Annotated in this window: 12 protein-coding genes; 8 read left to right on the top strand and 4 right to left on the bottom strand. The window is 38.5% G+C overall.

The genetic code is table 11. The features are described from left to right. Window positions 1-215 precede the first annotated feature (215 nt). A complete protein-coding gene (locus tag ACPT9C_RS02350; protein ID WP_118879889.1) occupies window positions 216-1,742 on the top strand; it encodes a sodium-dependent transporter in 1,527 nt (508 codons plus the stop codon). A gap of 1 nt (window position 1,743) precedes the next feature. Beyond that, complete coding sequence (locus tag ACPT9C_RS02345; RefSeq protein WP_005648534.1) at window positions 1,744-1,839, top strand: methionine/alanine import family NSS transporter small subunit; 96 nt, start codon at window positions 1,744-1,746, stop codon at window positions 1,837-1,839. A gap of 133 nt (window positions 1,840-1,972) precedes the next feature. Here ACPT9C_RS02345 and lpxH read toward each other — a convergent pair whose 3' ends face one another. Beyond that, entirely contained in the window at window positions 1,973-2,686 is a 714-nt protein-coding gene (gene lpxH / locus ACPT9C_RS02340; RefSeq protein ID WP_032824348.1) for a UDP-2,3-diacylglucosamine diphosphatase, read from the bottom strand. An 85-nt stretch (window positions 2,687-2,771) separates the two neighbouring features. On the opposite strand from lpxH, the gene ACPT9C_RS02335 reads away from it, so the two are divergent. The 3 genes from ACPT9C_RS02335 to lptD all read left to right on the top strand — a co-directional run bounded on the left by ACPT9C_RS02335 (window position 2,772) and on the right by lptD (window position 7,373). Then, window positions 2,772-3,494 carry a 1-acylglycerol-3-phosphate O-acyltransferase gene (locus ACPT9C_RS02335; protein ID WP_118879890.1) on the top strand — a complete coding sequence of 241 codons (723 nt, stop codon included), beginning with the start codon at window positions 2,772-2,774 and terminating at the stop codon, window positions 3,492-3,494. A 1-nt stretch (window position 3,495) separates the two neighbouring features. Further along, window positions 3,496-4,905 (top strand): multicopper oxidase domain-containing protein, encoded by a 1,410-nt coding sequence (locus ACPT9C_RS02330; protein ID WP_038440220.1) that lies wholly within the window; start codon window positions 3,496-3,498, stop codon window positions 4,903-4,905. Window positions 4,906-5,024: 119 nt separating this feature from the next. Continuing rightward, complete coding sequence (gene lptD, locus ACPT9C_RS02325) at window positions 5,025-7,373, top strand: LPS assembly protein LptD (RefSeq protein WP_118879891.1); 2,349 nt, start codon at window positions 5,025-5,027, stop codon at window positions 7,371-7,373. A gap of 84 nt (window positions 7,374-7,457) precedes the next feature. Here the strand turns inward: lptD and proS are convergent, their stop codons facing one another. The 3 genes from proS to cyaY form a co-directional block, all read right to left on the bottom strand. Continuing rightward, window positions 7,458-9,176: a proline--tRNA ligase gene (proS, locus tag ACPT9C_RS02320; RefSeq protein WP_050948795.1), complete on the bottom strand. Its 1,719-nt coding sequence runs from the start codon at window positions 9,174-9,176 to the stop codon at window positions 7,458-7,460. 96 nt (window positions 9,177-9,272) lie between these two features. Beyond that, window positions 9,273-11,120, bottom strand: a complete 1,848-nt coding sequence (gene recQ, locus ACPT9C_RS02315) for a DNA helicase RecQ (protein ID WP_061832737.1) — start codon at window positions 11,118-11,120, stop codon at window positions 9,273-9,275. Between the two features lies 1 nt (window position 11,121). Beyond that, the gene (gene cyaY / locus ACPT9C_RS02310; protein WP_005629875.1) at window positions 11,122-11,427 is read right to left on the bottom strand and encodes an iron donor protein CyaY; all 306 of its coding nucleotides are present in this window, start codon (window positions 11,425-11,427) and stop codon (window positions 11,122-11,124) included. 96 nt (window positions 11,428-11,523) lie between these two features. Between cyaY and lptM the strand changes: the two genes are divergently transcribed. The 3 genes from lptM (at window position 11,524) to ACPT9C_RS02295 (ending at window position 13,767) form a co-directional block, all read left to right on the top strand. Then, window positions 11,524-11,640 (top strand): LPS translocon maturation chaperone LptM, encoded by a 117-nt coding sequence (lptM, locus tag ACPT9C_RS02305; RefSeq protein ID WP_021034483.1) that lies wholly within the window; start codon window positions 11,524-11,526, stop codon window positions 11,638-11,640. 48 nt (window positions 11,641-11,688) lie between these two features. Beyond that, complete coding sequence (lysA, locus tag ACPT9C_RS02300) at window positions 11,689-12,936, top strand: diaminopimelate decarboxylase (protein ID WP_061671324.1); 1,248 nt, start codon at window positions 11,689-11,691, stop codon at window positions 12,934-12,936. 204 nt (window positions 12,937-13,140) lie between these two features. After that, window positions 13,141-13,767 (top strand): response regulator, encoded by a 627-nt coding sequence (locus ACPT9C_RS02295; RefSeq protein ID WP_021034485.1) that lies wholly within the window; start codon window positions 13,141-13,143, stop codon window positions 13,765-13,767. Window positions 13,768-13,827: the final 60 nt, after the last annotated feature.

Genomic DNA, 13,827 nt, shown 5'->3' with positions numbered 1-13,827 from the left:
TAAGTTCAGCATTGTAGCGAAATTTCGAGTCATTGGTAGGGCTTGGCGCGAAAAAAAACGAAAAAAGTGCGGTGAAAATTGGCTTGCTTTGAATGTTTTATGTTCTTTTTATTAAAAAATTCATTAATTTTTACCGCTCTTTTGGCTTATTTATTGACTGATGATTAGATTTCATTATATTGAAACTCTTTTCATTTTTTTACATAGGATAATTTATGGCTCACTCAGCCCCAAAAGCACAAAAGCGTGAGACTTTTTCTGGTCGTCGTGCATTTATTCTGGCAGCAATTGGTTCTGCCGTCGGTCTTGGTAATATTTGGCGTTTTCCTTACACCACTTATGAAAATGGCGGTGGCGCATTTATTATCCCTTACCTTATTGCATTATTAACCGCAGGGATTCCTCTTTTATTCTTAGATTATGCAATTGGTCACCGTCATCGTGGTGGCGCGCCACTTTCTTATCGTCGTTTTAGCTCGCACTTTGAAGTGTTTGGCTGGTGGCAAATGATGGTAAATGTCATCATCGGATTATACTACGCTGTAGTATTAGGCTGGGCAGCCAGCTACACTTACTTTTCTTTCACTGGCGCGTGGGGCGATAAACCAATCGATTTCTTCATCGGCGAATTTTTAAAAATGGGCGATATTAAAAACGGTATCAGCTTTGAATTTGTTGGTATGGTAACCGCCCCATTAATTGCGATGTGGATTGTTGCCTTAGGCGTACTTTCTATGGGCGTCCAAAAAGGAATTGCTAAGGTATCCTCTATATTAATGCCAGTGCTTGTTGTGATGTTTATGGCACTTGTGATTTATTCCTTATTCTTACCAGGTGCAGCAAAAGGTTTAGATGCGTTATTTACACCAGATTGGACAAAATTATCCAACCCGAGTGTGTGGATTGCCGCTTATGGACAAATCTTCTTCTCTCTTTCTATCGGCTTTGGGATTATGGTAACTTACGCCTCTTATCTTAAAAAAGAATCCGATTTAACGGGAAGTGGCTTGGTTGTAGGTTTTGCTAACAGTAGCTTTGAAGTGTTAGCGGGTATCGGCGTATTTGCAGCATTAGGTTTTATTGCAACGGCGCAAGGTCAAGAAGTCAGCGAAGTAGCAAAAGGCGGAATTGGTTTAGCATTTTTTGCGTTCCCAACAATCATCAACAAAGCACCATTTGGTGAAGTATTAGGTGTATTGTTCTTCGGTTCATTAACCTTTGCCGCATTGACTTCATTCATCTCAGTAATTGAAGTTATTATCTCTGCAATTCAGGATAAAATTCGTATTAGCCGTGGGAAAGTAACATTCATCGTGGGTGTACCAATGATGCTAGTTTCTGTCATCTTATTCGGCACGACAACAGGCTTACCAATGTTAGATGTGTTCGATAAATTCGTGAACTATTTCGGTATCGTTGCCGTAGCATTTGCTTCTTTAATTGCGATTGTGGCAAATGAAAAACTCGGTTTATTGGGTAATCACTTAAACGAAACGTCATCTTTCAAAGTGGGTTTCTTCTGGCGTTTATGCATTGTATTAACGAGTGGTGTTTTAGCATTTATGCTTTTCAGTGAAGGGGCAAAAGTCTTCTCTGAAGGTTACGAAGGTTATCCAAACTGGTTTGTAAACACCTTTGGTTGGGGGATGTCGATTAGCTTACTTGTCGTGGCATTCTTCCTTTCTCGCTTAAAATGGAAAAGCGAAACCAAATTAACGATTGATGAAACTAAAGGAGAATAAAATGACTACTGGCGCAATTATTATGATGATCATAGCCCTTACCTTATTGTGGGGAGGATTAATTTACGCATTGCTTCGCTTACCGAAAGAAAACTAATCCTAAATTAACCGCACTTTTTTATCTGTATCTAAAAGTTGGGCTTATCCGCCAGCTTTTAGGTGCGATTTTATGGATAAATATTATTCTAGTATCATTAAGTAAAATAACGAGTTTTTGCTTTACCGCACTTCTAATCTTTAATAAAACCAAATTCTCCGCTTTCATCCATTTTTAAAATTGATGCATAATTTTTTCGCCAATCCCCTAATACAATTCGGGTAAATCCTGCTTGTTGATGAATCGCCTCACGGTGTGTGTGTCCGTGAATTAATAAATTCACTCCAAACTCTTGTACTTTTTCTGTCGTGAAGGCTTGATTTATATCCATAATTTCCTGCGATTTGGCTTGTTTATCTTGATTACTCTTTGCCCGAATTTTCTCCGCAATTTTCAGCCGCACTTTTAATGGCAAGCACAAAAACAAACGCTGCAGCCATTTTTGATGAACTCTACGGCGAAATTGTTGATAAGCCACGTCATCAATACAAAGCGTATCGCCATGACAAAGTAAGATTTTTTTATCATAAAGTGTGATTAATTGATAATCAGGAAAAAGCTGAACACCTGTATCTTTCGCAAAACGTTCGCCAATCAAGAAATCACGGTTGCCGTGCTGAAAATAACATTGCACACCTTGATTACTTACAGACTTAATTAAATCTTTAACTTGTTGAATCAATGTAGACTGCTCGTCATCACCAATCCAAAAATCAAAAAGATCACCCAAAATGTAAAGCCGTTCAGCCTGTGGTGCAAGATTCTGCATAAAATCGACAAAAAGTGCGGTCAATTCTGGCTGAGTTTCGCTTAAATGCAAATCAGAAATAAAATAGCTATGTTTCATAAAAATTCCACGATTTTTGTTTAGATTAGCACATATTGAGATCGAATTTGCTATACTTTAACGAAATTTTGTATAGGGCATCCTTATGTTAAAACTACTTCGAATTTTCCTCGTATTAATCTGCTGTATTCTAATTTGTATACTGGGTACGATTTATTCTTTTATCCGCTTTAAAAATCCAAGCAACGTAGGCATTGTTGCACGTTGGTTTGGACGCTTATATCCACTTTTTGGCTTAAAAGTAGAACATCGTGTTCCTCAAAATCAAGAGCAGATTGGCCGTGCCATTTATATCGGTAATCATCAAAATAATTATGATATGGTGACAATCTCTTATATGGTGCAACCTCGTACAGTAAGCGTGGGTAAAAAAAGTTTAATTTGGATCCCCTTCTTCGGCATTTTATATTGGGTAACGGGCAATATTTTCTTGGATAGAGAAAACCGCACAAAAGCACACAGTACAATGTCGCAACTCGCACAAAGAATTAATGAAGATAATTTATCTATTTGGATGTTCCCAGAAGGCACTCGCAGTCGTGGCCGCAGTTTATTACCCTTTAAAACGGGTGCATTTCATGCGGCAATTTCAGCAGGTGTACCGATTATTCCAGTGGTGTGTTCAACCACCCATAACAAAATTAATTTAAATCGTTGGGATAATGGCAAAGTGATTTGCGAAATAATGGAGCCGATTGATGTTTCAGGCTATACCAAAGACAATGTTCGAGATCTTGCGGCTTATTGTCATGATCTAATGGAAAAACGCATTGCCGAACTTGATGAAGAGATAGCAAAAGGAAACTAAAATGCCACGCCTTTCCCGCCGTCAATTATTAAAAACAGCTGCGATTTCTACCGCACTTTCCACAGTGCCCGCACCATTGTTAGCGGCAAGCCGTGAAAAACTAGTTGTGCCGCCACTAATTGAAGTTCGCCGAGGTCGCCCGATTGTATTAACAATGCAGGAAATGAATTATCCGTTAGATGGCTCACACAATGTCACAGTATGGGGATTCAACGGTAATTATCTTGGCCCTACCATTAAAATCAAATCAGGTAGCTTTGCCAAACTTAACTATCATAACAATTTGCCACAATCAGTTGCTTTATCTATTCAAGGTTTACAAGCATCAGGCGAACTGTTTGGCGGGGCAGCTCGAGTTCTCAAAAAAGGCGAGTCTTGGGCACCCATCGTGCCTATTGAACAGCCCGCAGCAAGCTGTTGGTATCGTTCTGCGACATTAGCTAACTCCGCCTATCAAACCTATCGTGGCTTAGTTGGAATGTGGTTAATTGAAGATGAACAAAGCCTAAAAGCGAATCTTCCCAATAAATACGGCGTAGATGACATTCCATTGATTTTACAAGATATGGAATTTAACAATGATGGCCTCCAATTATTCAAACAAAATCAACCGCACTTTGTAGGCAATCGCTTATTAGTGAATGGTATTGAAGCACCATATTTAGATGTCGCACGGGGTTGGATTCGTTTACGTTTGCTAAATGCTTCATTAGCTCGCGCTTATGATTTACGCTTGGATAATGATCAAGAAATGCTGCTTATTGCACAAGATTTAGGTTTCTTACCAAAAGCTAAATCGGTCAAATCTTTGGTTCTCTCTCCAGGAGAACGTGCAGAAATACTCGTTAATATGAATGAAATTGACAACGTATCTCTCATTAGCGGAAGTAAACGTAGCTTGTACGACAAAATTAAAAATATGTTGTTCTCAGGCGATGAACTGGCAGATAACACCGTCCTTGAATTGCGTGCCAAGGGAGAAATGTCAGCATTTAATAAACAACCGAATCTAACTTTCGAAACGGATGCGCCAGCAATGTTACAACAAGCCGTTGCACAAACTCGAGAATTTAATATTGATGTCACAAACGGTTTAATAAACCAAAGACGTTTTGACCCACGCAAGGTTGATGTTATGGCTCGTAAAGGCACCATTGAACGCTGGATTTTAAATGCAAGTTTACCTGTTGGATTTACTATTCAAGGTGCCAAATTTGTGGTGGAAAGCCAAGGAGAACATCAATTTCAAGCAGAAGAATTAGCTTGGAAAGATACAGTTTGGGTAAAAAACAAAACTCAAATTTTAGTGAAATTTGATCAAGTATCTTCTGGCAACTACCCATTCTTATTTGGAGTATCGAATTTAATGTTAGAAGATATGGGCTGTCTTGGCGTATTGATGGTTCAATAGACAAAAAATTTAATTATAATCCAGTGGATATTCTATTAATCGCTTCTTGAAAAATATTACTCGCCTTGCGCTTTTTCCAGTATAATCTGACCAATTTTCTGACAAATTAAAACAAGACGATGAATAAAAAACACACTTTAATTTCACTTGCTATTTTGACCGCACTTTATAGCCAACAAAGTTTGGCGGATTTGCATGAACAATGTTTAATGGGCGTGCCAAAATTTAGAGGTGAAGTCGTGACGGGTGATGTGAATTCTCTGCCTGTATATATTGAAGCGGATAATGCAGAAATTAATCAGCCAAATGATGCTACCTATCAAGGTAATGTAGATTTGAAACAAGGCAATCGCCATTTGTTAGCACAATCTGTGCAGGTAAAACAATCTGGAAACCAGCCAACGCCTTTGCGTATGGCTTATGTCCGCAATGGATTTGATTATAAAGATAATCAGATCAATATGTTGGGTAAAGATGCGGAATTTAATTTAGATAGTCACGATGGCAATTTAACAAATTCAGAATATGAATTTGTCGGTCGTCAAGGACGTGGTAAAGCTGATAATATAACGCTAAGTAATAATTATCGAGTAATGAAAAATGCCACCTTTACGTCATGTTTGCACGGTGACAATGCTTGGGCAGTAGATGCGTCAGAAATCCGTCAATACGTGAAAGAAGAATATGCTGAAATGTGGCATGCTCGTTTCAAAGTGCATGGCGTTCCCGTCTTTTATACCCCTTACTTACAATTACCCATTGGAGATCGTCGTCGTTCTGGTTTATTGATTCCAAGCGCGGGAACATCTAGCCGAGATGGTCTTTGGTATGCACAACCAATTTATTGGAATATCGCTCCTAATTATGATCTTACTTTTACCCCGAAATATATGTCTCGCCGTGGTTGGCAAGCAAATGGGGAATTTCGCTATTTAACCTCTATTGGTGAAGGTAAAGTGGCAGGAGAATATTTAGGTAAGGATCGTTACTCTGAATATGCTAGTGATAATCGAAAACGTCATTTGTTCTATTGGAATCACAATTCTAGCTTTTTACAAAATTGGCGTCTAAATATTGATTACACCCGAGTAAGCGATAAACGTTATTTCAACGATTTTGATTCTATTTATGGACGCAGTACAGATGGTTATGCGAACCAATATGCTCGTATAGCCTATTACCAACCCAATTATAATTTTTCTCTTTCCGCACGTCAGTTCCAAATTTTTGATGATATTGTAAACATCGGCCCTTACCGTGCAGTACCACAATTAGATTTCAACTATCACAAATATGATTTGGCGAATGGATGGTTAAATTTCAAATTACATTCACAAGCAGTTCGTTTTGATAATGACAGTGAATTGATGCCAACTGCATGGCGTTTCCATGCAGAGCCTAGCCTAAATTCTTTAATGTCAAATAAATACGGCAGTTTGAATATTGAAACGAAACTTTATGCGACTCGCTACGAGCAGAAAAAAGGTTCAGGAAAAAATGCAGAGGACGTACAAAAAACTGTAAATCGAGTTATTCCACAATTTAAAGTTGATTTACAAAGCGTATTAGTGCGTGATACAAAGTTCTTAAAAGACTATACACAAACTTTTGAACCGCACGTACAGTATTTATATCGTCCTTACCGAAATCAAAGCAATATTGGTTCAACACTTAATAATGAATATTTAGGATTTGGTTACGACTCAGCATTAGTACAACAAGATTACTATTCGCTATTCCGCGATCACCGTTATAGTGGTTTAGACCGAATTTCATCGGCGAATCAAGTTACCTTGGGTGGTACAACGCATTTTTATGATATTGATGGCGAAGAACGCTTTAATTTATCAGCCGGTCAAATTTATTACTTAAGTAATTCTCGTATTGATGAAAACCCAGCAAATAAAACCCCGACTTCATCATCTGCTTGGGCATTAGAATCTAATTGGAAAATTAGTGATAAATGGCATTGGCGTGGTAGCTATCAATTTGATACCCATACCAATTCAACATCATTAGCGAATACATCACTAGAATATAATCCTGAAAAAAATAATTTAATTCAGTTAAATTATCGATACTCTAACCAAGAATATATTGACCAAAACTTGGGTAAATCGGCTAACGCTTATCAACAAGATATCCAACAAGTGGGATTGGTTGTAGGCTGGGAAATTGCCAATAATTGGGCTGTAGTAGGACGCTATTATCAAGATTTGGCTTTAAACAAACCTGTAGAACAATATCTAGGCATTCAATATAACAGTTGCTGTTGGGCTGCAGGTGTTGGTGTAAAACGCAATGTCACAAACCACCAAAACCAAACACGTAATGAAATTATTTATGATAATAGCATTGGCATAACCTTAGAATTAAGAGGTTTAGGCAGCAATGACCATCAAAGTGGCATTCAAGAAATGCTAGAAAAAGGAAAACTTCCTTATATTCGAGCATTTAGTTTGGATTAAACTCTTTTCAATATAAATTAAATCAACAAAAAAGCGGCTATTTCTAGCCGCTCTTTTGTCACAATATACAAAATAAAATGCTGATTAGAGATTACCTAACTTTTCATTTAAAACACTGAGCAGCTGATCTTTACTAATCATTTCTTTTTTACCCGTACGGCGGTTTTTGTATTCAATCTCTCCATTGTCTAGGTTTTTCTCGCCGATTATTACCATATGCGGCACACCGATAAGTTCCATATCGGCAAACATCACGCCTGGGCGTTCTTTACGATCATCAAAAATCACATCAACGCCTTGTGATTGTAAAGTGCGGTAAAGTTCTTCAGCGTATTTTTGTACGCTTTCAGATTTGTGCATATTCATCGGCACAATCGCTACAGTGAATGGGGCGATTTCGTCTGATGGCCAGATGATACCGCGATCATCATGATGCTGTTCAATTGCTGAAGCCACCACACGAGTTACGCCAATACCGTAACAACCCATTGTCATCACAAGTGGTTTACCGTCTTCGCCTTGAACGGTCGCTTTCATCGCTTCAGAGTATTTTTTGCCCAATTGGAAAATATGTCCCACTTCAATACCACGTTTGATTTGAAGCGTGCCTTTACCATCTGGACTTGGATCGCCCTCCACTACGTTGCGTAAATCAAAAACTTCTGGCATTGCAACATCGCGTTCCCAGTTCACATTGAAGTAATGTTTTCCATCGATATTCGCACCACAACTAAAATCAGACATTAACGTCACAGTGCGGTCAATAATTGCAGGAATATTAAGATTTACCGCGCCTAACGATCCCACGCTCGCACCAATTTTCGCTTTAATTTCAGTTTCGTCCGCAAACTCAAGAGGATCTGCTACTAACGGGTGTTTTTGTGCTTTGATTTCGTTTAATTCGTGATCGCCACGAATAATCAAGGCAACAAGCGGTTGGTTTTCATCTGCACCTTTCACAATCAAGGTTTTCACGGTTTTTTCAATCGGCAGATTGAATTGTTCTATAAGCTCATTGATAGTTTTCGCATTTGGCGTATCAACCAATGTCATTTCTGCAGTTGGCACTTGACGCTCACCGATGGCTACCGCTTCAGCAAGCTCAATATTCGCTGCAAAATCCGATTCTGTTGAGAACACAACATCATCTTCACCGCTTGAAGCTAACACTTGGAACTCATGAGAAGCAGAACCACCAATAGAACCCGTATCCGCTTGTACCGCACGGAAATCTAAGCCTAATCGGTTAAAAATTTTACTGTACACTTGATACATCACATCATAGGTTGCTTGTAAACTTTCTTGGGTAGTGTGGAAAGAATACGCATCTTTCATAATAAATTCACGCGAACGCATTACCCCAAAACGAGGACGCACTTCATCACGGAATTTCGTTTGAATTTGATATAAGTTAAGTGGAAGCTGTTTATATGAAGAAACTTCTCGGCGTATTAAATCTGTAATCACTTCCTCGTGGGTTGGGCCTAACACAAAGTTACGGTTTCCGCGGTCTTCAAAACGAAGAAGCTCAGGGCCATATTGCTCCCAGCGACCAGACTCTTCCCATAATTCCGCAGGTTGCACAACAGGCATTAATACCTCAATTGCACCACCTTTGTTCATCTCTTCACGAATAATCTTTTCTACTTTTTTCAATACGCGAATACCCGTCGGTAACCAGTTATATAAACCTGATGCCATTGGGCGAATCATACCTGCACGCAACATTAATTGGTGGCTCACGACCTGAGCATCATTTGGCGTTTCTTTAAGGGTGGAGAATAAATATTGACTTGTACGCATTGTTTAACCTTAAATTCTAAGAACTGAAAAAATTGGCGCAAGTATAACAAAAAGTGCGGTCATTTTTAACCGCACTTTTAACACTTAGTCATTATTTTACGCATTCGCCAAAATTGCCTTATGTTCTTGAATAAGTTTAATAAAAGGCAGCCCAAAGCGTTCTAATTTAATTGAACCCACGCCATTAATTTGCAACATTTCAATATTGTTCGTTGGCATATATTGTGCCATTTCTTGCAACGTCGCATCATTAAAGACAATGTATGGCGGAATATTTTCTTTATCGGCAATTTGTTTGCGTAAGAAACGCAAGCGTGCAAATAAATCCTTATCGTAATTTGCAACACTTTGGCGTTGTGGATTACGGACAATTTTACTGATTGAAGAAATACGAGGCATTGCCAATTCTAACGGTTCTTCGCCTTTCAAAATCACTTTCGCACTTTCGGTAAGCTGCAACGTTGGATTTAATTCACTGATGACCTGTTGCACAAAACCCAAATGAATAAGCTGGCGAATGACGGACTGCCAATGCTCTTTGCTTTTATCTTTTCCGATACCATACACTGAAAGTTTATCGTGCTGGCGTTCAATAATTTTCTGATTATGCATTCCACGCAACACCACTATCACATAATGCGCACCGAAACATTGCCCCACTCGATAAATAGTAGACATTACTTTTTGCGCATCGACTAATCCATCATATTTTTTAGGAGGATCAAGGCATATATCACAGTTATTGCATGGTGTTTGTCGATGCTCACCAAAATAATTGAGAAGAACTAAACGGCGACAAGTCTGGCTTTCTGCAAATTCTCCAATAGCTTCTAATTTATGCTGCTCAATCTGACGCTGTGGCGTTTCTGGTTTTTCTAAAAGAATTTTTTGTAACCAAGCGTAATCCGCTGGTTCATAAAACAAAACCGCCTCAGCAGGTAAATCATCACGTCCTGCCCGACCTGTTTCTTGATAATAAGATTCAATGCTACGAGGCAAATCAAAATGGGCAACAAACCGCACATTGGATTTATTAATCCCCATTCCAAAAGCAATGGTTGCGACTACTACTTGCACATTATCACGCTGAAAATCCTGTTGCACACGATCACGCCGTGCCGTTTCCATTCCCGCGTGATAAGCAGCAGCAGAGACACCTTTATTGCGTAAACTTTCCGCAATTCGCTCAACCTTGTTTCGACTGTTGCAATAAATAATCCCACTCTTGCCCTTTTGAGCCAACACAAAACGTGTCAATTGCTCCATTGGTTTATATTTTTCTTCCAAGGTATAACGAATGTTTGGTCGATCAAAACTACCAATATATTTATGCGGATTTTCTAGATTAAGATGTGTCAAAATATCTTGACGAGTTGCGTAATCTGCCGTTGCCGTAAGTGCCATAATCGGCGCATCAGGGAAACTCGCTTTTAAACCGCCAAGCTGGGTATATTCAGGGCGAAAATCATGCCCCCATTGAGAAATACAGTGTGCTTCATCAATTGCAATAAAGCTGACTTTACTATAAGAAATAAGTTGAAAGAAACTGTTCGTCATCACTTTTTCTGGCGACACATAAAGCAGTTTAAGTTGCCCAGAAATAAGCTTATTTTGTACTTGTTGCTGCTGTTCTAAAGTCTGACTAGAATTAAGAAAATCCGCCTCAATTCCATTAGCTTGCAGCTGATCCACTTGATCCTTCATCAAAGAAATCAGCGGAGAAATCACTAACGTTAAACCCTCAAAACAAAGGGCGGGAATTTGGTAACAAAGCGATTTACCATTCCCCGTTGCCATTACCACCAAAGCATCTTGTCCGTTTAAAGCGGCATTGATCACTTCTTCCTGCCCTTTACGGAAAGATTGATAACCAAAAACCGATTTCAAAACAGAAAGTGCGGTCGGTTTTTCTATTGTTTTTGATGGTAAAGGAGAATCCTGCATTTTAGAACTGCACGTTCTCGCCATGTGCAGCACAGGCCTCAACGAAACAATCCCAAAAACGTTTTCCATCATTAGACACCCAGTCGCCATTTTTAAATGCAAAATGGAAACCGCCTAATTTACTTGCAATCCAAAGCTCAAGCAGTGGCTCTTGTTTGTTAATCACTATTTTAGTGTGATTATCAAAAGTGATTGTAAATACAGAACCTTGCGTTTCGCAATCTACATCTGCACCTTGATTTTCCAATTCTTCTTCAATTTTTTGCCAAATTTGTTCTATATTTTGGTGAAATTCTGCAATATTCATAAAATTTTCCTGTTTAAATCTGATAGAATGCGACAAATTATAAAGCCTTTCTCAAGCTTGTGAAAGGCGGATTTACCGATAAGTGAGAAAGAAAAAATGAAAAAATTACTATTAATTTTAGTACTTAGTTCAGTGTGCATATTAGCTACAGGATGTGGCGTAAAAGGTTCTTTATATTTTCCTGAAAAAGATCAAGCTCAACAAACTCAATAATCTATTATCCAATGATAATTCCAAAAATAACTAAAACAGGCACACAACATGAATTTTTTCCAATATAAACACAACAAACTTTATGCCGAAGATATTCCAGTTCAACAACTTGCTGAACAATTTGGCACGCCTCTCTATGTATATTCTCGGGCAACACTTGAACGTCATTGGCACGCTTTTGACTCTGCTTTCGGTAAGCACCCTCACCTAATTTGTTTTGCCGTGAAATCTTGCTCAAATATTGGCGTGTTAAATATTATGGCAAAACTTGGTTCAGGTTTCGATATTGTCTCGCAAGGCGAACTTGAGCGTGTACTGGCAGCAGGTGGCGATGCGTCAAAAGTGGTCTTTTCTGGCGTTGCGAAATCTCGAGAAGAAATTATGCGCGCATTAGAAGTTGGAATCCGTTGCTTTAATGTGGAATCAGTTTCTGAACTCAAGCACATTAACCAAATCGCGGGAGAAATGGGTAAAATCTCACCTATTTCTTTACGTGTAAATCCAGATGTTGATGCGCATACACACCCTTATATTTCAACAGGATTAAAGGAAAATAAATTTGGCGTAAGTGTAGATGAAGCCCGAGAAGTATATAAATTAGCCTCAACGCTGCCAAACATAAAAATAACAGGGATGGATTGCCACATAGGCTCACAGCTCACTGAATTACAACCATTTTTAGATGCCACAGATCGCTTAATTGTCCTAATGGAACAATTAAAAGAGGATGGAATTACATTAAAACATCTCGATCTGGGCGGTGGTTTAGGCGTAACTTATACGGATGAAACACCACCGCATCCAAGCGATTACGCAAATGCATTGTTAGAAAAACTAAAAAATTATCCTGAACTTGAAATTATTCTTGAACCCGGCAGAGCAATTTCTGCAAATGCAGGGATTCTAGTAGCAAAAGTACAATACTTAAAAAGCAATGAAAGCCGTAATTTCGCGATTACCGATACAGGAATGAATGATATGATTCGCCCAGCATTGTATGAAGCCTATATGAACATCATAGAAATTGACCGCACTTTAGCAAGAGAAAAAGCGATTTATGATGTTGTAGGGCCTGTTTGTGAAACATCAGATTTCTTAGGAAAACAACGTGAGCTTTCAATTGCCGAAGGGGATTATATTGCTCAATGTTCTGCTGGTGCCTATGGCACAAGTATGTCATCAAACTATAACTCAAGACCTCGCACTGCAGAAGTTTTAGTAGATGGCGATCAATCCTATCTAATTCGTCGCCGAGAAACCTTACAGGAACTTTGGGCATTGGAATCGACCATTTAATATTTCTTATCTTAAAAAAGAGCGGTAAAAAATTATCTATTTTTCTACCGCACTTTTCTATTTTTATCCATCAATAAACCTACCTCAAATAGTAAGTTTGTGAGATAAATCAAATTTTTTTCTATTCTAGATTGGCATAGAATTGAATTCTTTATAAAATGTCATGCTTTTTAAAGTGGACTTCTAACCACTAAAGGAGAAATTATGCAAGATAAACTAAAAGTTTTATTGATTGACGACCATCCGTTAATGCGTCGTGGCATTAAACAACTTGTAGAATTAGACGATAACTTTGAAGTGGTGGCTGACGTAAGCAGCGGCACAGAAGGGATTTCAGTGGCGTTACAAACATCACCTGATGTGATCATTTTAGATCTCAACATGAAAGGACTTTCTGGGTTAGATACACTCAAAGGATTACGCACAGAAGGCGTTGATGCACGCATCTTAATTTTAACAGTGTCTGATGCAAAAAATGATATTTATACTTTAATTGATGCTGGTGCAGATGGTTATTTATTAAAAGATACGGAACCAGATACATTGCTAGAGCAAATCAAGCGTATTGCACAAGGCGAAGTCATTCTGAGTGATTCTATTAAAAATTTATTGTTAGAACGTACTCACGAAGAGAATCCGTTAGACAGCTTAACGGATCGTGAAATGGGCGTACTTCGTCAAATTGCGACAGGCTTATCAAATAAACAAATTGCAGCACAACTGTTTATTTCAGAAGAAACCGTGAAAGTACATATCCGTAATTTATTGCGTAAATTAAATGTTCATTCTCGTGTTGCCGCAACGGTATTATTTTTTGAACAAAATCGTTAAAAAAATAATCATAAAAAATGCGCTAGGAGAGACTTAGCGCATTTTTCTTTAAAATTATAA

This window comes from Haemophilus sp. HN_Hi16 (genome assembly GCF_049823435.1).
GTDB lineage: Bacteria > Pseudomonadota > Gammaproteobacteria > Enterobacterales > Pasteurellaceae > Haemophilus > Haemophilus influenzae_D.
Note: the sequence above shows the minus strand (reverse complement) of the source record. Positions and strands in the feature narration are given on the sequence as shown.